The organism is Acinetobacter sp. ANC 3882, from assembly GCF_022549545.1.
In the GTDB taxonomy this organism is placed as follows: Bacteria; Pseudomonadota; Gammaproteobacteria; order Pseudomonadales; family Moraxellaceae; genus Acinetobacter.
Window position 1 is genome coordinate 56,713 of record NZ_JAKZGB010000005.1, and the last position, 20,929, is coordinate 77,641.

The 20,929-nt window shown below is 43.2% G+C and carries 18 protein-coding genes; 4 read left to right on the top strand and 14 right to left on the bottom strand.

The genetic code is table 11. The features are described from left to right. Positions 1-35: 35 nt before the first annotated feature. The 4 genes from nusA (at position 36) to MMO42_RS11165 (ending at position 5,506) form a co-directional block, all read left to right on the top strand. Entirely contained in the window at positions 36-1,520 is a 1,485-nt protein-coding gene (nusA, locus tag MMO42_RS11150; RefSeq protein WP_005191970.1) for a transcription termination factor NusA, read from the top strand. A gap of 10 nt (positions 1,521-1,530) precedes the next feature. Further along, the gene (gene infB / locus MMO42_RS11155; protein WP_241320570.1) at positions 1,531-4,245 is read left to right on the top strand and encodes a translation initiation factor IF-2; all 2,715 of its coding nucleotides are present in this window, start codon (positions 1,531-1,533) and stop codon (positions 4,243-4,245) included. Beyond that, a complete protein-coding gene (locus MMO42_RS11160; protein WP_005291436.1) occupies positions 4,245-4,646 on the top strand; it encodes a ribosome-binding factor A in 402 nt (133 codons plus the stop codon). The genes infB and MMO42_RS11160 overlap by 1 nt, the downstream gene beginning before the upstream one ends. A 314-nt stretch (positions 4,647-4,960) precedes the next feature. Next, positions 4,961-5,506 (top strand): hypothetical protein, encoded by a 546-nt coding sequence (locus tag MMO42_RS11165; protein ID WP_241320571.1) that lies wholly within the window; start codon positions 4,961-4,963, stop codon positions 5,504-5,506. 205 nt (positions 5,507-5,711) lie between these two features. On the opposite strand, the gene MMO42_RS11170 is transcribed toward MMO42_RS11165, so the two are convergent. The 14 genes from MMO42_RS11170 to MMO42_RS11235 all read right to left on the bottom strand — a co-directional run bounded on the left by MMO42_RS11170 (position 5,712) and on the right by MMO42_RS11235 (position 20,929). Next, positions 5,712-6,086 (bottom strand): Na+/H+ antiporter subunit G, encoded by a 375-nt coding sequence (locus MMO42_RS11170; protein WP_241320572.1) that lies wholly within the window; start codon positions 6,084-6,086, stop codon positions 5,712-5,714. Positions 6,087-6,097: 11 nt separating this feature from the next. After that, positions 6,098-6,373, bottom strand: a complete 276-nt coding sequence (locus MMO42_RS11175; protein WP_005191977.1) for a monovalent cation/H+ antiporter subunit F — start codon at positions 6,371-6,373, stop codon at positions 6,098-6,100. Beyond that, on the bottom strand, positions 6,370-6,897 hold the full coding sequence (locus MMO42_RS11180; protein ID WP_241320573.1) for a Na+/H+ antiporter subunit E: 528 nt from the start codon (positions 6,895-6,897) through the stop codon (positions 6,370-6,372). Before MMO42_RS11180 ends, MMO42_RS11175 begins: the two co-directional genes overlap by 4 nt. After that, on the bottom strand, positions 6,897-8,708 hold the full coding sequence (locus tag MMO42_RS11185) for a monovalent cation/H+ antiporter subunit D (RefSeq protein ID WP_241320574.1): 1,812 nt from the start codon (positions 8,706-8,708) through the stop codon (positions 6,897-6,899). The genes MMO42_RS11180 and MMO42_RS11185 overlap by 1 nt, the downstream gene beginning before the upstream one ends. Continuing rightward, complete coding sequence (locus MMO42_RS11190; RefSeq protein ID WP_005291445.1) at positions 8,708-9,076, bottom strand: Na+/H+ antiporter subunit C; 369 nt, start codon at positions 9,074-9,076, stop codon at positions 8,708-8,710. Before MMO42_RS11190 ends, MMO42_RS11185 begins: the two co-directional genes overlap by 1 nt. Further along, positions 9,069-11,921: a monovalent cation/H+ antiporter subunit A gene (locus MMO42_RS11195; RefSeq protein WP_241320575.1), complete on the bottom strand. Its 2,853-nt coding sequence runs from the start codon at positions 11,919-11,921 to the stop codon at positions 9,069-9,071. The genes MMO42_RS11190 and MMO42_RS11195 overlap by 8 nt, the downstream gene beginning before the upstream one ends. 252 nt (positions 11,922-12,173) lie before the next feature. Next, a complete protein-coding gene (locus MMO42_RS11200) occupies positions 12,174-13,556 on the bottom strand; it encodes an AAA family ATPase (protein ID WP_241320576.1) in 1,383 nt (460 codons plus the stop codon). Positions 13,557-13,580: 24 nt separating this feature from the next. After that, complete coding sequence (locus MMO42_RS11205) at positions 13,581-15,083, bottom strand: UvrD-helicase domain-containing protein (protein ID WP_005154916.1); 1,503 nt, start codon at positions 15,081-15,083, stop codon at positions 13,581-13,583. A 9-nt stretch (positions 15,084-15,092) separates the two neighbouring features. Continuing rightward, positions 15,093-15,860, bottom strand: a complete 768-nt coding sequence (hisIE, locus tag MMO42_RS11210; RefSeq protein ID WP_005154918.1) for a bifunctional phosphoribosyl-AMP cyclohydrolase/phosphoribosyl-ATP diphosphatase HisIE — start codon at positions 15,858-15,860, stop codon at positions 15,093-15,095. 91 nt (positions 15,861-15,951) lie between these two features. Beyond that, positions 15,952-16,332 (bottom strand): VOC family protein, encoded by a 381-nt coding sequence (locus MMO42_RS11215; RefSeq protein WP_241320577.1) that lies wholly within the window; start codon positions 16,330-16,332, stop codon positions 15,952-15,954. Positions 16,333-16,344: 12 nt separating this feature from the next. Further along, positions 16,345-17,661 (bottom strand): NAD(P)/FAD-dependent oxidoreductase, encoded by a 1,317-nt coding sequence (locus MMO42_RS11220; protein WP_241320578.1) that lies wholly within the window; start codon positions 17,659-17,661, stop codon positions 16,345-16,347. A 110-nt stretch (positions 17,662-17,771) separates the two neighbouring features. After that, positions 17,772-18,371, bottom strand: a complete 600-nt coding sequence (locus MMO42_RS11225) for a cytochrome b (protein ID WP_241320579.1) — start codon at positions 18,369-18,371, stop codon at positions 17,772-17,774. A 245-nt stretch (positions 18,372-18,616) separates the two neighbouring features. Continuing rightward, on the bottom strand, positions 18,617-20,236 hold the full coding sequence (locus MMO42_RS11230) for an AarF/UbiB family protein (protein ID WP_241320580.1): 1,620 nt from the start codon (positions 20,234-20,236) through the stop codon (positions 18,617-18,619). A gap of 12 nt (positions 20,237-20,248) precedes the next feature. Beyond that, positions 20,249-20,929: a hypothetical protein gene (locus MMO42_RS11235; RefSeq protein WP_241320581.1), complete on the bottom strand. Its 681-nt coding sequence runs from the start codon at positions 20,927-20,929 to the stop codon at positions 20,249-20,251.

Here is a 20,929-nt window from a genome sequence, read left to right on the forward strand (position 1 = left end):
TTAACTTAATTTTATAAGAAATCGGTAGGTGACTTATGGGCCGCGAAATTCTTACCGTTGCAGAAACGGTTAGTAATGAAAAAGGTGTTAGTCGTGAAGCGATCTTCCAAGCGTTAGAGCAAGCACTTGTTGCGGCAACGAAGAAAAAGTTTTACGAAGGTACACGTTCAGAAGAAGCTCAACTACGTGTTGAGATTGATCGTAAAACTGGTGATTACCGTACTTTCCGTCAGTGGACTGTGGTTGCGGATGAAGACCATGAAATGCCAGCATGCCAAGACGCTATTTCTGATTTGGACCCTGCTCAGTGGTCAATCGGTGATGTACGCGAGTTGGAAGTTGAATCAATTGAATTTGGTCGTATCGCAGCGCAAATTGCAAAACAAGTCATTGTACAAAAGATTCGTGAAGCAGAACGTGCATTGGTTGCTGATGCCTATGAATCTAAAGTCGGCGAGCTGATTTACGGTGAAGTGAAGAAGCAGACCAAAGATGGCTTTATCATTGATCTTGGCGACAATGCAGAAGCATATTTAGCGCGTGAAGAAACCATTCACAAAGAAATTTTGCGTCCTAAGCAACGTATCAATGCAATTTTGTTTAACGTGAACCGTGAAGGTCGCGGTGCACAATTGTTATTGTCACGTGCTCGTCCTGAAATGCTGATTGCTTTGATGAAGAAAGAAATTCCAGAAATTTCTGAAGAAATCATCGAAATTAAAGCAGCGGCGCGTCAGCCAGGTGTTCGTGCTAAAATTGCAGTGAAAACCAATGACCATCGTATTGACCCTGTAGGTGCATGTATTGGTATGCGTGGTACACGTATCCAAGCTGTACAACAGGAATTAAATGGTGAGCGCATTGATGTTGTGGTGTGGTCTGACGATCCAGCGCAATATATCGCAAGTGCATTAGAGCCAGCTGATGTATCAGGTATCGTACTTGATGAAGATACGCGTAGTGCAGATATCATTTTTGCGACCAATGACCAGTTAGCGCGAGCAATTGGTTCACAAGGGCAAAATGTTCGTTTAGCATCAGAATTGACGGGTTATAAACTCGACATGATGTTGGAAGAAGAGTATCGTGCACGTCAGCAAAATGAAGCGCAACAATATTTAGACATGTTTGTTTCTCGTCTGGATATTGAAGAAGATTTAGCGATGGCATTGGTTGAAATGGGCTTCACTTCGTTAGAAGAGATTGCTTATGTACCAGCTGAAACATTTGATGAAATCGAGCTTGAAGCTGATTTGGTTGAATTGTTGCAAAGCCGTGCTAAAGAAGCCGCTTTAACGGATGCTTTAAAACAGCAAGAAAATATTCAAGAGCCAAGTGCAGAACTTCTCGGTATGGAAGGTATGACGACTGAGATTGCTTATGCATTGGCGGCGCGTGGTGTGGTTACTGTTGATGATTTGGCAGACCAAGCAACTGATGATATCTCGGATATCGAAGGTTTAGGTCATGACAAAGCGGGTCAGTTAATCATGAAAGCACGTGAATCATGGTTTAACTAGGAGATAATAGATGACGGACAAGTCGATTCAAGAGTTAGCGCTCAGCGTAGAACGTCCTGTAGAGAAACTCCTAGAGCAGGTTCGCGAAGCAGGTCTACCACAGCGTAAAGCAGATGACATTATTACCACTGAACAGCAAGATACTTTGGTCAATCACTTGAAAAAAGTACATGGTCAGGAAAGTGGTAACACAGGAAAGATTGCGTTGAAACGTAAAACAACGAGTACTGCTAAAGTTACAAGTACTTCAGGTAAAGCGAAAAGCATTAATGTTGAAGTTCGCAAGAAACAAGTTTTTGCTAAACCAAACCCTGAATTACTTGCAGCTGAAGCAAAAGCGCGTGTAGAAGCAGATGCAAAAGTACGTGCTGAACAGAAAGTACGTAATGATGCTCAGCAAACTGCACGTCATACAGCGGAACAAAAAGCCAATGCAACTTTAGAAGCAATGCGTGCAGCGCATACTTCTGATGGTGCAGGTCAAGCACCAGCAAAAGCTGCTGTTGTGGTGAAAAAGCGTAATAGCGATAAAGTGATTAAGGCACCTGTTGTTCGATTGACAGAAACACCAGAGCAAAAGAAAGCACGTGAAGAGCAAACTGCTCAGTTGAAAGCGACTGAAGAAGTTGTGCGTCGTAAAGCAGCTGAAGAAGCGCAGCAACGTACACTTGAGCAAATGCGTCAGATGGCATCAAAATATTCAAATGATGATGCAACTGCAACGATCCGTGTGATTGATGATTCACCTTTAGCTGCTGGTCTTGTTGGCCAAGCATATGAAGATTCCTTCAATAAGGAAGACCGTGAAATCAAACGTGGTGGCGCAACTGCAAATCCACGTGCTGGTAAGAAAGGCGGTCGTGGTGGCGATGCTCAGTCTGAGCAAAGTTTTAGCAAGAGTCATCATAAGCGTGGCTTGAAAACTAGCCAAGCCAACAAGCACGGTTTTGAAAAACCTGTTAAAAAGCAAATTTATGATGTTGAGATCGGTGAGAAAATCATCGTTGCCGACTTAGCACAGAAAATGGCGGTTAAAGTTCGTGAAGTCATCAAGACCCTCATGAAAATGGGTGAGCTTGTAACTCAGAACCAAGCCATTGATCAAGATACTGCAGTACTTGTAGTTGAAGAATTAGGTCACAATCCAGTTTTAGTTTCTGATACGCAAGCAGAAGATAACTTATTGGTTGCAGCTGAAGAAGCACGTGGTGAGCAAACAACTCGTCCACCAGTGGTTACGATCATGGGTCACGTTGACCATGGTAAAACATCATTACTGGATCGTATCCGTCGCTCTAAAGTAGCTGCGGGTGAAGCGGGTGGTATTACTCAGCATATCGGTGCTTATCACGTTGAAACTGAGAAAGGTATTATTACTTTCCTAGATACACCAGGACATGCTGCGTTTACATCAATGCGTGCACGTGGTGCAAAAGCGACTGATATCGTGGTACTTGTTGTTGCTGCTGATGATGGCGTGATGCCACAAACAGCGGAAGCAATTGACCATGCACGTGCTGCTGGTACGCCGATTATTGTTGCCATCAACAAGATGGATAAAGAATCAGCTGATGTTGACCGTGTATTAAACGAATTGACCACCAAAGGTATCGTACCTGAAGAGTGGGGCGGTGATGTTCCAATCGCAAAAGTTTCTGCACACTCTGGTGCGGGAATCGATGGTTTACTTGACTTGATCTTGATTCAAGCTGAATTGATGGAGCTTAAAGCTTCAGCAGAAGGTGCGGCTCAAGGTGTGGTCATCGAAGCACGTGTAGACAAAGGTCGCGGTGCAGTAACCTCAATTCTTGTACAAAACGGTACATTGAACATTGGTGACCTTGTATTGGCAGGTTCATCTTATGGTCGTGTACGTGCGATGGTTGATGAAAATGGCCAACGTATTACTTCTGCAGGTCCTTCAATCCCAGTTGAGATTTTAGGTTTACCTGATGCGCCAATGGCGGGTGATGAAGTTCTTGTTGTCAATGATGAGAAGAAAGCACGTGAAGTTGCTGATGCTCGTTCTGACCGTGAACGTCATAAGCGTTTAGAGCGTGCAAGTGCAATGCGTCTTGAAAACATCATGGCGTCTATGGGTAAAAAAGATATTCCTTATGTGAATGTCGTACTCAAAACTGACGTTCGTGGTACCTTGGAAGCGTTACATGTTGCGCTTGATGAGCTTTCTACTGATGAAGTTAAAGTCCGTGTAATCGGTTCTGGTGTTGGTGCGATCACTGAGTCAGATGTTACTTTAGCTGAATCTTCAGAAGCAGTATTGTTAGGCTTTAACGTACGTGCAGACAACACCGCTCGTCAAAAATCTGATCAAGATGGCATCGATATTCGTTACTACAGCGTCATTTATCACTTGATTGATGATGTGAAAGCTGCAATGAGCGGTAAGCTTGCACCAGAACATCGTGAAACGATCTTGGGTGTTGCTGAAGTTCGTGAAGTCTTCCACTCAAGTAAGTTTGGTGCAGCAGCAGGCTGTATGGTACTTGAAGGTGTATTACACCGTAACAAACCGATTCGCGTATTACGTGATGACGTGGTTGTGTTCCAAGGTGAGCTTGAATCTCTTCGTCGTTATAAAGAAGTGGTTGAAGAAGTTCGTGCCGGTATGGAATGTGGTCTTGCGGTGAAAGGTTATAAAGACATCAAAGAAAAAGATAAGATCGAAGTCTATGATGTTCAATTGATTAAACGGAGTCTTTAATGGCGGCTAGCCAACGCTTAAAGCGCATGGCGGATTCAGTACAACGTGAGTTGTCTGAGCTGATCCGTCAGGAGCTTAAAGATCCACGTCTGGGTGGTCTTGTGACCATCTCAGCCGTGAAAGTCAGTGCAGATATGGGATATGCTGAAGTATATGTCACTGTAATGGGCCGTGAACTTGGTGATGACCAAAGTGAAGTAGCAAATAAAGAAACTTTAGATGTATTGAATAAAGCTTCTGGTTTCTTGCGTCATGAATTGAGTCGTCGTATCAAGACGCGTATTACGCCAAGATTACGTTTCCATTACGATAAGACCAATGCCTATGGTAACTATATGTTTGGTCTGATTGCTGAAGCGGTTAAAGATCTGCCTGAACAAGGGCAAGATGAACAAAAGTAAATCGATATAAAAAAGCCACCTTCGGGTGGCTTTTTTATATCTTGGAGTATCTGTATGAAAATATTTAATTTTTTATAAAAATAAATGGTCTTATTTGCTCAAGTAATGTTACTTGTCGGATTGATATCTTGGATTCTTGACTCCATTTTGCAGGAGTATTAATGTTAAATTTTGGTTAAAAAATAAACAAAATATTGCATTATTTTTAGATGAATTTAAATCTGACTTCTATATCAATATTTAGAATCTTTGGTTTTCTGACTCACTACTATTAATAATAGATTCTAATTATTTGACTTAACGGAGATTGTGTAATGAATGATACAAGAAAGTGGAAAGAACCAAACCCTAGTCTTGATAAAGATAAAGATGATAAAGTCATTCCAAATGAGACGACACGGGTTGATGCAAAAGCAGTAATCACTCCAAAAAATGCGGAAAGCATCTCTTTGCAGGCCGTAGCTACAGATAAGCCGTTCTTCACTAATCCGACTCATCCACCTCTGGTGATTCCGCCTGGTCATATCTTCTATTGGGCCTCGGCCACTTCTCCTCTTTGGACTGATAATAAGGACACGTCCTCTAATCGTCCTCTTTTTGGTTGGGATTTTGAGCCATTTGAACAAGTTGTTCCTTGGCTTCGACGTGCGCAACTTATGGGGCTGTGTAGCTTGGGTAATGGAGATTACTCAGCGGTTGGTTACGAGGAGAAATTTGACCAGTCTAAAGGTGGAACTTGGTATTACATAAACGACAGTGGAACAACGAGAAATTATTATTGGTATATGAACGATAACTATAATTACTACAGCGATAATGCTGGTGTTGCAAACATGACTTTTATCGTCATGCCATATTAGTACGTTATAAGTAGGTTTGTTATATATCTGCGTAATTTAGCTTTATAAAGAAATACTAATCTGGTTGAAGCCATGAGTTTACTGGTGGGGTTTATGATAGGTGACTCATAGAAATTTAAAATAATAAAAATCATTTTTTATGGTTTTAAAATTATGAGCGAATAAAAAAGCCACCTTCGGGTGGCTTTTTTATGGCTTGATGATATTAATCTTTTTTCATTGGATGACGACGATAACGCTGCCAAGGCAATGGGCGATTTAGCGCCTCAGGTACATCACCACTGGTTGAACGTAAGCGTAAATGAATTGCTGCTTGCGCCATCAAATTGGCAGATACTGGGGCGGTAATGAATGCAAATAAAGTAATCAGCAATTCAGCAAAACCAAAACGGCCATGCATGGCTGCAAAGATCATGGCAGCGATCAGGAAGCTACCTAAACCCAAAGTACTTGATTTAGTTGGTGCATGCAGGCGCATAAACAAATCGGGTAGGCGAATCATACCGATCGAGCCGATGAGCATAAAGAAAGCACCAAAGACCACAAAGAATGAAACGATAATCTCAAGAATCAGTTGCATGGTATGGCTCCTTAATCAATCACATGACCCGTAGTGAAATAACGAGCAAGCGCGGCAGTCGAAACAAAACCAAGCATTGCAACCAAGAGCGCACCTTCGAATAGATTGGTGCTGACCCAATAGATACTCAATACAACAATGAGACAAGTTGCATTTAAAAATAAGGTATCCAATGCCAACAAACGGTCAATCACAGAAGGACCAGCAATCAAACGAATCAAACATAAAAACATGGAGATCGTAATCGCAATTAAGCCAATCCCAAGTGCATAAGGTAAAATGGTCATTTGCTTGTTCCTTCTGTAATCTTTACGTCAAAGATTTCGATTAAAGGCCTTTCATAGCGGGTTTTGATCTCTTGAATATCAAGTTCAGTATCATCCGAACTGAGCGCATGCACCAGAATATCACCACGCTCTTGATCGATACCTGCTGAAACGGTACCTGGTGTGGTAGTGATGATCATTGCCAGCAAGGTATTCACTTGCTCGTGTTCAGTTTCCAATGGGACGCGATACCATTTGGGGTGGAGTTTTTCCATTGGTCCAAGCACCATTTTGGCAACACGGAAATTAGAAACCACAATATCCCATAACACCACAAAAACTAATTTGATTGCAGGAACCCAATGGATATGAGGGGTTCTGGCAATAAAAGGACTGACCAGACGGGCAATCACCACCGCCAAAATCAGTGCGGCTAAAATGTCAGTAGCATCAAGGCTGTGTGCCAGCATCAACCAGCTTAAAAAAATCAGAAAAGACACAAATGGATGCGGGAACCAACGCTCAAGCAAAGATTGTTTTTGCATTAGTGATCCTCCATTGGCTTTAACTGTGTTGTATTTGGAATGGTTGGTGCTTCTAGAACCTGCTCAGCAATTTGACGCTGCTTATATTCAGAAATGTGCTCACCTTGAAGGGTTGGCTTCGAAATAATATCTGGGATAAGCAGTGCATTATGATCTTCCACTTCACCACCATATTTAGTTTCTGGTAAATAGCTCGGATCATAAGGCTGTACACTGATTGGACGACCTTGCGCATCATTTTTCAAAATAGTTTGATTGTAAAGCGCATGATTTTGAATTTGCTGTGCAGTTGCAACCGTATAATTTTGAATGGGCGAGGCGAAGATAACATAGGTCATCAAGGCGCCAAGTAAGACATAAATCGCCGTATCATTACGCTTTGGTGCAACTTCAGGCAAGGCCTGATATTCAGCATACGCGGTTTCTTTCAGATCTTCTTCAGGTGGTGTTGCGCGCCAGAACAGGATAAAACCAACGCGAGTCAGTGCGATAATACTGAGTAAGCTGACAATCAGAATAACCCCAATAATCCAACCCTGATATGGAGTTTCGGCAGTGGCTTGTAAAATAAACACTTTACCGAGGAAGCCACTAAAAGGTGGTAAACCTGCCATCATTAAGGCAATAATGAAATAGGTAAAAGCAGCCGCTTTTTCCTGTTTAATTTTTGGGGCAACTTTTAAATGATCTTTAAAAGCACCGCGCTGCGATGTCATCCAACCACAGAATAAATAGAACGACGCTGCGACTAAGGTACTATGAACCACATAATAGAGTGCAGCGGCCCATGCTTGTGTATTGAACATTGCAAGCGCAATCAGCAAGGTACCAATCGATGACAACACCATAAAGCCCACAAAACGACGTAGACGTTCTGCGCCAATAGCACCAATCACACCATAAAGAGAGGTCACAAGGCCGATAACCAACAAACAATTCTTGAAAATGTTTTGTGCCATGGCATCGTCAAAGACTGTGCCGTTAACACGTAAAATGGCGTAAATCCCGACTTTGGTCATGATGGTAAAAATTGCTGCAACGGGTGTGCTGGCAACGGCATAGGTTTTCGGTAACCAAAAGCCGACCGGCAACATTGCCGCCTTAATACCAAACACCACGAATAGCAGCATTCCACCTGCAATCGCAAGCTTGTGTTGGTCACCATCGAGCAGAGGAACTAGACGACCTACATCCGCCATGTTCAAGCTACCAACGCTACCATAGATCATGCCTAGACCAATCAGGAATAGGGCAGAGGCAAGTAGGTTAATGGTGACGTAGTGAATTCCGAGTTGAAAACGTGGGCGACCTTGACCATGTAATAACAGTACATAGGACGCCAACAGCAGAATTTCAAAGAAGACAAATAAGTTAAACAAGTCCCCGGTTAAGAATGCACCTGTGATGCCCATGAGTAGGAAATGCAGCATGGTATGGAAATAACGACCACGCGTATCCCAGTTATCGCTTGCATACCAAATCACAGGGACTGCAAGAATGTAGGTGAGTACCAGCATGAATGCAGATAAACGATCGAGGACGAGGACGATCCCGAATGGTGCAGACCATTCACTGAGCTGATACACCGTAATTTGCCCAGTATTGGCAATACCGAGATAACTGATTGCGGTGATTAAACCTAAAATAGCAGAGACAAGGCTAATCCCGCGACGCCAAGGCTGACGCCAATCTTGTTTTAAAGAACCTGAACCTGGGTTGCCCAATAGCACCAAGATGAAGCCTGTAAATGCAGGAATTAAAATACTGATAATTGGAGCGTGAGCGTGCCAGAAATTATAAAAATCAAACATTATGGCTCATCCTCACGTGGGTCATAAGTTATGGTGGGTTCTTCTTTCGAGTCGACATGATCTGTACCAGACTCATAACGGCTACGTAATGCCAGTTGCACGATAAAGGCTGTGGTTGCGAAGCCAATCACAATCGCAGTCAAAACCAGTGCTTGAGGTAAAGGATCGGTAACTTTGGTGGTTTCAGTCAGTACAGCGGGTGCATTGATCTGTAAACGTCCCATTGCAAACAGGAATAGATTGACAGCATAGCCAATCATGGCCAAGCCGAGAACTACAGGAAATGTTCTGGCACGCAGAATTAGATAAATACCTGTTGCCGTAAGTAAGCCAATCCCTGAAGCGAGTAAAAATTCAATACTAACCATTTTGTTTATCTCCACTTGGGATTGGACCAGACATGCTTGAGTGACGTGAGTCTCCAAGGACTGAAATCAGCAACATGGTGGCACCAACAACGGTAATGTAGACACCTAAGTCAAATGAGACTGCAGAAGCAATATGCATTTTTCCTAGTACAGGCAGTTCAACATAAACATGTGCGCTGGTGAGGAATGGGCGTGCCCAGAACCATGCAGCAATACCAGTTAAACCTGCAATGGTTAAACCAGAGCCAATCCATACTTCATACAGACGACCTGATTTTGCTTTGATCATCTGCTCTGTTTGGTCTTGACCTAAAACGATGTACTGAATAATTAATGCCAGCGAGGTAATCAAACCTGCGATAAAACCACCACCAGGAAGATTATGACCACGCATAAAGATATACACGCTAACGACGAGGGCAAGCGGCAAGATCCAAGATGCTGTGATACGGAACATCAACGGTGAAGGGTTAAAACGATAAGACAGGCCTTGTGTCATGGTCGTACCATGTGCACGCATACCATCCATAAGGCAAAGTGCACCAATCGCAGCAATACCCAATACCGTGATTTCACCAAAGGTATCGAATCCACGGAAGTCCACGAGAATAACGTTCACTACATTTGAACCGCCGCCCAGTGGAATCGCTTGCTGCATGAAGAACCATGAAATGGAATTATGATCACGTGTCAGCAATAACCACGCAATCCAACCGATGCCTAAGCCGCCTGCAATGGCAAGGCTGGCATCTCTCCAACGACGCGAACGACTTGATTCATATGGGGTGAGTTGCGGCAATAACGACAAGCTCATTAACAATAGAACCGTCGTCACAACATCAACGGTAATTTGGGTCAATGCCAAGTCTGGTGCCGATAAGGTGACGAATACCATGGTCACAACAAGACCTACAGCACCACTGATTAATACAGCTTTGATGCGTTCATGGTGGAACCACAGCATCATCCAGCAGCCAGAGAACAACGTGAGCCATAACACAATTGCTACCCATGGCGCATGTGTCAATTCACGCGTGCCTGTCGTTAAACCTTGGTTAAATAACGGTAAACCTACCATGACAATGCTGAACAGCACGATCAAGAGGAGGTAGCTCTGTAGCGAACCATTCTCAGTCTTTTGTTTGATCTTTCGGCTAGTGAGCAATAAATTCTTAAGGAACAGGTCAAATAAGATTTTACCTTGGAATTTTCCAAGATACGGATCTAAATCGATTTTGCGAATACGTCCTTCTTTTGCAAGTGCAAAATAGAAAATCGAACCGCCGATTAATGCAATCAGACTCATCATCAGTGGCGCGTTAACACCATGCCAGATTGCGAGATGAACACCTTCGAATTCAGGTTGCGCCAAACTGGCGCGCGTCACACTGTTGACCATGGTCCCAGCCAGTAGGGCAGGGAGGATGCCAACCAAAATACATAAGGTTGCCAAGATGATGGCAGGTAAGCGCATACCTATATGTGGTTCATGCGCATCTTTATTCGGCACGTGTTTACCAATCGGGCCATCAAAGAAAACACCGTGTACCAGACGAATCGAATAACTGACTGCAAAAATACCCGCCAGCGTTGCGACGATGGCTGAAATTACCATCACTGGACCTGATAGGTTGGCCAATAACTCGGTAAAGAACATTTCTTTGGAGATAAAGCCATTAGTCAGGGGTACACCCGCCATCGAAGCAGCGGTGATCATGGTTAAGGTGCCAGTGAATGGAAGCAATTGCCAAATACCACTCAGCTTGCGTAAATCACGTGTTCCTGTTTCATGGTCAATAATCCCAGCAATCATGAACAATGCGGCTTTAAAGGTTGCATGGTTAATGATGTGGAAAATTGCAGCGGCAACCGCCAGTGGTGAACCAATACCGAGTAGACAGACGATCAAACCTAAATGACTGATGGTCGAATAAGCCAGAAGACCTTTCAGATCTTCTTTGAAGATGGCAAAACCAGCAGCCATACACAACGTGAATAAACCAACGAACGTAACGATGTTGTGATATAGCGCAGCACCAATAAAGATAGGCGCTAAGCGAGCCAGCAGGAAAATCCCTGCTTTCACCATCGTTGCTGAGTGAAGATAAGCTGAAACTGGCGTTGGTGCTGCCATCGCATTGGGTAACCAAAAATGAAACGGGAACTGCGCACTTTTGGTAAATGCACCTAATAAAATCAGAAGTAAGGCTGGAACGAAAAGCGCATGCTGTTGAATGGTATCTTTCATCAATACCAATTCATCGATTTGATAGGTTCCCGTGATTTGTCCAATCAGGACAAAACCACCCAGCATTGCCAAACCGCCCATCCCTGTGATGGTCAGTGCCATACGTGCGCCACGTTGAGCCGCTTCGTACTGGCTCCAGTAACCGACCAACAGGAAAGAGGAAATACTGGTGAGCTCCCAAAAGACCAATAAGATCATTAGGTTATTTGAGAGAGAAATCCCCAGCATGGCTGCCATAAACAGCATCAATAACTGGTAAAGTTTACTGAGAGAGTTCTTCGGGCTGAGATAGTAATAGGCATAAATATAAATCAGTGTGCCGATACCGCTAATCAGCAGACCAAACAATAAGCCTAATGCATCTAGGCGAAAACTCAGATTAATTCCGAGCTGTGGAAGCCAATCCCAGCTTTGTTGCAGGGTATTGCCCTGAAGAACCGTTTCTGCCTGAGTTAAAAGTAAAATAAAACAACTAAGGCTGATGCCAATCGCCCCAAGTGCCGTCACGCCACGCGAAATACGCTGTAATTGTGAGACAAGGGTAGTGCCGAGTATGAGCGGTAATAAGATAATAATCGGTAGCACACTGGTATCCATGTCGATGATTTAGGTCGAAGACCTAAGGGTGAATTTTCTTTCAAGACTTACAGGCACTCAAAGAGAATACCAAAAACTTTAAATCTTGAAGCCCAATCAAGTTAACGGAGGCAGCAAGTTGTATTGCACAACTTGAAAATAAAAAAATACGATTTATTTTACTATAAAATACCAATAAAAATCTGATGATATTACATGAAACAAACAACATAATTTATTGAAAACATTTCAATATTCGCTCTATCTAATCTTTCATAAAGGGCTTTCTTGAGGTGTGTCATCAATCTTGAGTAGGTTGAGTAAGTCGCTCTTTTCTTGTTCGTTTAATTCCTGAATTTGCTGAAATAAATCATCCACTTTATGTGTTAAAAGATCAGATTGCAGTAAGGTTTGGGTTTGAGCTGAATCAGTGGCTTCAGTTTTGGTTAGTTCATGATATAAATCTGAAAGCTGCTGTTGAGATGCTTCTAAATTGAGTTGATAGACACCTTTTTGATCGAGTTTTAGACATTGATAATTCACAGCATGTTCGAGCAGTGCGTCGCGATTACCCGTGGCAATGATTTGCAGGCGAGGAAATGCTTGATGTAAACGTTCGAGAATTTCAGCACAGTTATTTTGATCGAGTTGATGGTCAATTTGATCAATCATCAAAATACCTTCTCCCTCTAAACAGGGATCAAAACAATGCTGATTCAATAAGCACAGTCGACGGCTAATGTCCCCAATCAGAGCAATCCATGCTTTGAGTGAGGCCGAGAGTTGCTGAAATGGAATCAACTGCTCTTGGTAGCGCACCATCAATTGCAGCTTTGGAACATACTGAATGTAAATATCGTTTAATTCAGGAAAAACGGTATGCAGGCTATTTTTTAAGGCATAAAGATTCGGTGCAGACAACTGTTTGGGGTGGTTGACCAATTCCTGCTGTAATTCTTGCAGTACTTCAGATTGATTTTGTTGATTAAAATCATTGCCCATCAAGCGCCTAACGATATGGGCTGAATGGGCATTTTCAACATCGCTGATTTCACGCAGCCACTCAAAAAAACGGGCAAACGTCGTATAGGGTACAGCGCTTAAATCGTAGGCCGAAATTTCCTGCAGTGTCCCTGGGGTATTTTTACTTTGCAAATTGATGTCTTGGACAAAACGTTCGGCAGGATAGTAGGCAATCAGTGGCAGTCCAAATAGGGGATCTTGCAGCCCTGTTTTTTGATACAGCGTAACCATTTGGTCAAGCTGTTGGGTCTCAACTTGGCTAATTCCAACGCCTTGACTGTTAAATGTTTTATAGAGTTTCCATGCACAGGTCTGAGTATCGGTTTGTTGTGATGAACTACTTTCAGTCAAAGTGCCACTCAGTTCGCTGCTCATACGAACCTGAATTTGAATTTTTGCCTGTAAGCGATTCAGCATAATATCTTGATCGGCAATCACCACACCCGCAGTACGAATATCCTTATAGCGTGCAGAAAACCAAGTCAGGCTTTGATAGATATTTTTTAAAATGGTGCTTTTGCCTGTGGCTTGATCACCCAAAATCAGAGTAATAGGATATTGCTCAGGTTGAAATTCGAGATTTAAATCCCGAAACATCCCGATGTGTTTAAAGAGAACCGATTCAAGTTGCATAAGCTGACCTCAATCATAAGCGCTTTAACCTGCGGACTGACGAAGACTTGAGGGGGCGCACCGTTTTAATTGTTGTATTAAGTCGTATAGATGATGAATATTTAAACTTACTTTAGCACGCGTGCAGGCTACGTAAAGTAATCTTAACTCTTCATCTGTAATTTTATGTTCTAGCCCATTTATTTTAAATTGGTAATCGTCTTCGATATGCACACGATTCCATTCCAAGCCTTTGGCCTTGTGTGCAGTTGAAATCACATAATCGGCCTGTTCAATTGGAGTGATTTTTGCCAGTGCTTTCTTCAGTGGATCGGTTCCATGATCGTCAACCAGTTTAACCAAGGGCTTGATATCACTACCATCATTGGTTTCACAATATTCATGTACATCATGCCAAGAGTTAAACCACGCCAACTCAGGAACATCGGTAATCCGTTTACCTTGTTTCAATAAACTTGCAGCATCGACAAAACGACTCAGTTTCTGCTGATCAGCTTGTAAACCGACCTTATCCCCATTGACCAGACCTGAAAGTAATAATTCCATTGCTCGAGCGTTGGTTCGACACAGAATTGCATCGCGCATCTTGGTATGCGGTTTATTCACCACACTTGATTTTTGGTTTGGATTGCCAAGTAGGGGCACAGTTTCGTTTAATGCACCAAGCAAGCTGTTAGCGACATCTGCAATTGCATCACCAAAACGGAAAGAGGTGGTTAAACGACTTTCAGGCAATGGCATTTGCTGCATGGCATTGATTGCACCACGCCATGCGTAAATTTGCTGGTGTGCATCACCGACATAAATGACTTGGGTGCTTTTCTGACGCAGCAAAATACCAAGCATGAGTGGATCGGCATCCTGTGCCTCATCAAACAGCACATAATCGGCAGGAATATTCGGTTCAGATAAAGCCCAAAGCTTTAAGTAGATATCGTGTCCGATACCGGCTTGATGGTTTGGATCAATGGATTCAAGCCAACGTCGTTCTACAGCAGGATAAAGGTGCTGTTGTAAGGCTTCAATATCATCCAGATGTAACCAACTCGGTGCCTGAATATGGCGAGGAGCTGGGTACTGTGAACTGGTTGAACAGAAGTAGCTCACTGCATTGGCAACTAAGCTAGCCAAACGACTCGGCATTAGCACGTATTTTTCGTAACGTCCACCCATAAGGCGACGTAGCGTAATAGGTTCGAGGCGATATTCTTTCGCGATAAAACTTGGACTTAAGCGCGGTAAGCGTAATTTGTCGGTCACGCCACGTGGTGCACTGCGAAATGCAAGCGAGTGGAAGGTTCGACAATTCACATTGCTGTGGAATTTATTTTGCGCTTCAGAAGCAATGGCTTTGTTAAAGGCCAAGTACATGCCACGCCGTTCAGGCATGGCATCGCTGATCATTTGCAGTGTTGTGGTTTTACCTGTGCCAGCATATGCAATCACTTTAAAGGATTGACCTAAACGGGCATTGTCTATTGCAATGGCTTGCTCATAGGTGGCTTTGGGTTTTTCTATATTTGACACAGGCTCTGCTTACGCTTCTTTACTGCGGTTAGCTTTTTCAACTAAACCTGATAAACCTTGACGACGTGCAAGTTCGTCCAGTACTACTTGCGGGTCAAGATCGAAGTAACCCAACATGACAATACTGTGGAACCACAAGTCTGCGACTTCATAAATAAGATCATGTTTATTTTCCAGTGAAGCAAGTACGGCATAATCTTTCGCCGCAATAATGCTTTCGACACTTTCTTCACCGACTTTTTCTAAAATTTTATTGATGCCTTTTTTATACAAGCTGGCGATGTAAGAACTATCCGATTCAGCCGTTTTACGCTCTTGCATTAAGCGACCTAAATAGCTGAGCACATCCACTTGCTCATTTTGACCGTGATCGTGTGCTTCGGTTTTTGCCGATGCACCATAAATAGCTGTAGGATCTTTCAGTTGGGCATCAACAATTTCCCAGCCTTGAGGAGTAAGTTTGCGATAGAAGCAAGACTCGCGACCTGTATGGCAGGCGATACCACCGTGCTGTTCAATTTGTAGAATGATGACATCGGCATCGCAATCCAGGCGAATTTCATGAACGGTTTGGAAATGTCCGGATTCTTCACCTTTATGCCAAAGCTTTTGGCGTGAGCGTGAGTAATACACCGCTTGATTTTTTTCAGCAGTCAGTTGTAATGCTTCACGATTCATCCACGCAACCATTAACACTCGACCAGTTTGATGATGTTGCGCAATGGCAGGAACGAGACCATTGGAATCAAATTTAACTTCATCTAACCAGTTTGACATGAGTGAAAATCCATTGAGTGGAGAGCAGGTAGTTTAGCGGTTGTGGCAAGGGTTGGCTATGCTTGTTGGGTAAAAAATCAAGGAGAGCACATTAAACATAGTTCGAGATTTCAATCAGGTTTTGATCTGGATCACGTAAATAAATCGATAGAATTTTTCCCATTGCTCCCGTTCTTTCAATAGGTCCTTCAATGATTTCAATCTGCTGAGCTTGAAGATGTGCAATCACTTCATTGAGTGGTGTTTCCGCAATAAAACACAAATCCGCAGAACCCGCTGTTGGCTGTAGGGCTTTGGGTTCAAACTCTTTACCCACTTGATGCAGGTTAATTTTTTGAGTGCCAAATCGTAGCCCTTTACGGCCCTCAGCAAAGCGAATAACTTCAAAATTCAGCGCAGACTGATAAAACTGGCAAGTCATTTCAATATCGGCAACAGTCAAAACTAGATGATCTAAGTGACTAATTTTCATATATTACTGCTCTTATTCATATTCAGGTAGAGATTCGGTTTTGGTGCTGAATGTATTGCCGCTTTGATTATATTGCGCCACGTGCTGATAATCGAGTTGTTGAAATAGTCCTGTTTTTAAACCCGAAATGGTGATTGCCATTTCTTTACGGAAATAGGGGATTTGATACATCCACGGAAAGGTCAAGTCACGTAAACCACCTGCCCACCAATGATCAGATTGATACAGAGGTGTGAGTAGGCGACTTAAAAATTGATAAAACTGGGTCGACGAACGACGATGTTGATGGTAATGCTGCCACAGTGTCGACCAGTCAATTTGCTGATTTTGCTTGGCTGCTTGTAATGACTGTGAAAAAGCCCAAGCATCCAACAAGGCCATATTGGCGCCTTGTCCCAATTGTGGACTCATGGCATGGGCGGCATCACCGATGACACCGATTCTCCCTTGTCCAAATTGAGACATCACCACATCACGATATTGAGCGGATAGCCATTGTGGTTGATTCTGTTGATTCGATAATAGCTGTTTCAACCATTCTGCGACATCGGGCCAACGATCAGCCACTTGCGTTAACCATTGCTGTTTTGCAGATTCATCTTTTAAAAATGATTGCAGTTGTGTGGTCGGCAGACTCCAGAACACGCTAGAAAGGCGTTGCTGAGGCGCAGTCGGGATCGCACCAGTAGGTAGCACACCCATCATGATTTTGGAGCGATCATAAAATTGATGCAGAATTTCAGGATTTAAACTTAAACATTCAGGCACGATGCTCCAAGCTGCTCCCCAAGGATAGGCTTGGTCGACTTTTACCCATGCTGGAGGGCGTAATTGGCTACGTGCACCATTGGCAATCAGTACGGCATCGAAGCTGGTATCAAAACTTTGTTGCTGGTGTGTGCCGAATAATCGCACTTCATTTGTATTTTCTTGAATACGATCAACCGTATGACTCATATGCCAAGTGAGATGACTGGAATATTCTTGAAGCTTTTGGGTCAGCACATGGCATAAAGTGGCGCGGTGAATTCCGAGACCATAGAGCTTGCTGCCTGCCTGATGGTAGTGACTATTTACCAACAGGCGCTTGTCTGGCAATTGTCCTTCCAGTCCTGTGACTTTGGCGCCCAGTTTTAAGGCCTGATCGAGTACACCCAGATGTTCAAATACAGCTAAGCCAGCAGGTTGAAGCAATAAACCTGCACCCACAGGGGAAAGCTCATCGACCTGTTCAAAAATCGTAACCCGATGGCCTGCTCGTGCAAGTAGAATTGCAGTTGCGAGTCCTGCCGTGCCTGCACCAATAATGGCAAAATCTAGTGTTCTCATTGTTTGTTCTTTTAAAGTCTTTATTGAATTTGCTCAAGCAGCATCTTAACTGATCTGAAAGATTTTTAAAAAAAGAAAATTTTCGGCACATCTTTAAGCTGTGGATCGGTTTATTTGGGTTGATCTTGCCCCGTGGTCATCTTGATGAGCGTACGATCTTTTTTTATAAAGTGGTGATACAGCGCTGCGCCTGCATGCCCGAGGATTAACATCCAGATGAGCCATTTTCCAAGGATTTGTTTATGTATAAAATCAATGGGTACCTCGAACTGCTCGAAGCTTAATCCTAGGCCTTGGGCAATCAAGTTTTGAAACAGACTGGTGTGCTCAAATTTGGGAATCTCAAATAAGAAAAAGAACTCGGTATTTACGCTTGTGCCCAAATAGCCTGTTAATGGTGCAATGACCATAATGGCATATAGGGCAAAATGCCCTGCATGGGCTGCAAATGCCGCAACTGGGCTGGCAGGTTCTAATTGGGGTTGTGGGTTACTCAGACGCCATATAATTCGAAGTGTAATCAATACGGCAATACTGATGCCGACGGAAAGGTGAAGTTGCAATGCCGTCCAGTTCTCAGGTGTGCCTTTTTCGGTAAACCACTGTCGGTAATAGACACTGCAATAAGCACATAAAAACAGTAATGCCGTTGTCCAATGCAGCCATTTTGCAATCGAGCCATAGTTATAAATACTATTTCTTAAACTCATGTTCTCTTCCTTTAAAATATGTGTTGATTCACCTGAGTATCTTGCTGTGGCACGTCGCACAGGGATGCATGATCGTATATCTATTAAAGGATGAGAAGCTTTTGAGTAAGAATGGCCTAAGTTGGTTTTAAAACTTTCCCAAAGTATAACAATGAGTTGAATTTCTAATGAGGATTTGAATTGAAATGGTTTAAAAAAGAAAGGCTGTATTTATAAATACAGCCTTCTATGCAAAGCGGAGGAACTTATTTCACGATTCGCCAAAATGCTAACAGACTACTTAGCACAATCAACACAATAGAGATAAACCAAGGTGTGATAATGGCAATCGTGAGTAAAATCAACATAGTACTGCCAAACATCCAGCTACGACGTTGCTGTTGCTGCATTTGCAAACGCATTTGCTGAATTTCACGCAATTGTTTGTCATGCCATGCAGACTGATTCTTTAAACCGTTGAGGCTGTCGATCAGTAAACCTGGAATATCTTGTGCGCCAAGTAGCAAGTCTGGAATTTGTTGTCCAAGCTCTTTAACATTCTTGACGGGGTTCATATTGGCTTTGACCCATTCGGTTAGGATCGGCTTTGCCAGTTTCCAGATGTCCAGTTGCGGATACAGATCTGTTCCTAATCCTTCAACATGTACCAGTGTTTTGAGTAACAACATCAATTGCGGTGGGATTTCCAGATGGAAACGACGGGCAATATCCATGACTTGAATCAAGATACCCGCAAAATCTAGTTGATCCATCGGTTTTGAGACCATCGGACCAACGGTGCGGCGCATTTCGCGCGATAAGGCATCTTGATCTGTACCTGGTGGAATCCAGCCTGCCTGATGCACAATTTGAATCAGTTGCATGAAGTTACTGTTCATCACTGCCAGTAGCATCCGCGCAATCGTCATTTGATCGTGCTTAGACAATTCACCCATAATGGCACAGTCCAACGCAATAAAGCGTGGATTGCTTGGGTTAATGGTTTCAACAAAGACATTGCCTGGGTGCATATCCGCATGGAAGAAGTTGTCGCGAAACACTTGGGTGAAGAAAATGGTCAAGCCTTTTTCTGCAAGATCTGCACGATCCATGCCTAAACGATCAAAGGTGGCGATATCCGAAATCGGTACGCCTGTAATGCGTTCAGCCACCATCACATCTTTACTGTCCATATAGACTTCAGGCACGTACATCATGCTTGAACCAGTAAAGTAGTGACGCATACGACGGGTGTTGTCTGCTTCAAGACTCAAATCAAGTTCATTTAAGATGATTTGACGATAGTCTTGAATAATCTCTGCTAAATGTAAGGCACGTGCTGCTTCTAAGCGATTTTCCAACCAATCGCCAAGCCAAGCCAGAATTTCAAAGTCTTGTAAAATTTGACTGCGAATATCGGGGCGAGTGACTTTAACCACCACTTCACGGCCATCATGCAAAGCCGCTGTATGCACTTGAGCAATTGAAGCTGCGGCAAGCGGTTGCTCATCAAAGCGCGAGAATAGGGTTGATACATCTGCCTTAAGTGATTCTTGAATGCGCTGTTTGGCTAACTGTGTGTCATACGGTTTGACGCGATCTTGCAATAACACCAGTTGTGTTAAGACTTCGGGTGGAATTAAATCACGACGTGTAGACAACAATTGACCAAGCTTAATCGCTAATGGCCCCATATCCTCTAAAGCTTCTTTTAGCTTAAGTGGATTCTTTTTCTCACGACTCGACCAAGCCGCAGGATGCATTTTAATCAGGTTTAACGCATGACGTGCTTTTACTGGTAATTCTTCCGCAGGGAACAAGGTGTCAAGGCGATAGTGTGCTGCAATACGCCAGAGTTCGAGTAACCGTGTAACATGCGGAATCATATAAAGTCTTACCTAGTCTTGAGTGGAGTGCTTTTGTGGGTTGAATTGAGCATTGAGCTGCTGAAGCTTGGCCTCTAGGCGGTCAATTTCTTGATTGAGTTGACGCGTCTCTCGATTGAGATCGTCCATTTGCCAACGTGGAGCAAATAAACCACTATCTTCTTTTAAAGCATCTTCAACAAAAAATAAATGGCTTTGTAGTGAGCGTTTCAACTGCTTCGGTGCAAGTTGAATTTTACCCAACTCATGTGCCAGCTGTGGGCCAATCCAAGGAGATAAATGTGCCGCAAGATCTGGCTCAGCTTGTTGCATAATTTTTTGAATATCCTGCAATAAGTGATAATCACCTTGCAATGGGATATTGCCAATTTGATCCATATCACTGAGCAGTAATTTAACCAGCTCAACGGTATTTTCAACATGTAAGGTTGCAGTGGCATCCGTAAGTTTATGCTGAGGATCAAAAGGGCGTTGTTCAAAAATAGAAGGGCTTTGACTTTGTCCCGTCACGGTCGGTTCTAGACGAACTCTATTTTCATCAAAAAAAACATCAACTGAGAGTTGTGGACTATCGATCACAACACGTAATAATTGACCTTGTAACTGATTGATTTGAATGCGAGTAATCGCATCCAAATCAATCACATGATGAATGATACGTTCGACTGCACCGAGTGCTAAAATCGACCACAT

Excerpts from the sequence above, each read along its gene's own strand:
- MMO42_RS11190 (WP_005291445.1), bottom strand. The coding sequence starts at position 9,076 with ATGGTTAGTATTGAATTTTTACTCGCTTCAGGGATTGGCTTACTTACG.
- MMO42_RS11200 (WP_241320576.1), bottom strand. The coding sequence starts at position 13,556 with ATGCAACTTGAATCGGTTCTCTTTAAACACATCGGGATGTTTCGGGAT.
- MMO42_RS11180 (WP_241320573.1), bottom strand. The coding sequence starts at position 6,897 with ATGCAAAAACAATCTTTGCTTGAGCGTTGGTTCCCGCATCCATTTGTG.
- MMO42_RS11235 (WP_241320581.1), bottom strand. The coding sequence starts at position 20,929 with ATGTGGTCGATTTTAGCACTCGGTGCAGTCGAACGTATCATTCATCAT.
- MMO42_RS11220 (WP_241320578.1), bottom strand. The coding sequence starts at position 17,661 with ATGAGAACACTAGATTTTGCCATTATTGGTGCAGGCACGGCAGGACTC.
- MMO42_RS11170 (WP_241320572.1), bottom strand. The coding sequence starts at position 6,086 with ATGCAACTGATTCTTGAGATTATCGTTTCATTCTTTGTGGTCTTTGGT.
- MMO42_RS11175 (WP_005191977.1), bottom strand. The coding sequence starts at position 6,373 with ATGACCATTTTACCTTATGCACTTGGGATTGGCTTAATTGCGATTACG.
- MMO42_RS11195 (WP_241320575.1), bottom strand. The coding sequence starts at position 11,921 with ATGGATACCAGTGTGCTACCGATTATTATCTTATTACCGCTCATACTC.
- MMO42_RS11225 (WP_241320579.1), bottom strand. The coding sequence starts at position 18,371 with ATGAGTTTAAGAAATAGTATTTATAACTATGGCTCGATTGCAAAATGG.
- infB (WP_241320570.1), top strand. The coding sequence starts at position 1,531 with ATGACGGACAAGTCGATTCAAGAGTTAGCGCTCAGCGTAGAACGTCCT.
- nusA (WP_005191970.1), top strand. The coding sequence starts at position 36 with ATGGGCCGCGAAATTCTTACCGTTGCAGAAACGGTTAGTAATGAAAAA.
- MMO42_RS11160 (WP_005291436.1), top strand. The coding sequence starts at position 4,245 with ATGGCGGCTAGCCAACGCTTAAAGCGCATGGCGGATTCAGTACAACGT.
- MMO42_RS11230 (WP_241320580.1), bottom strand. The coding sequence starts at position 20,236 with ATGATTCCGCATGTTACACGGTTACTCGAACTCTGGCGTATTGCAGCA.
- MMO42_RS11215 (WP_241320577.1), bottom strand. The coding sequence starts at position 16,332 with ATGAAAATTAGTCACTTAGATCATCTAGTTTTGACTGTTGCCGATATT.
- hisIE (WP_005154918.1), bottom strand. The coding sequence starts at position 15,860 with ATGTCAAACTGGTTAGATGAAGTTAAATTTGATTCCAATGGTCTCGTT.
- MMO42_RS11185 (WP_241320574.1), bottom strand. The coding sequence starts at position 8,708 with ATGTTTGATTTTTATAATTTCTGGCACGCTCACGCTCCAATTATCAGT.
- MMO42_RS11165 (WP_241320571.1), top strand. The coding sequence starts at position 4,961 with ATGAATGATACAAGAAAGTGGAAAGAACCAAACCCTAGTCTTGATAAA.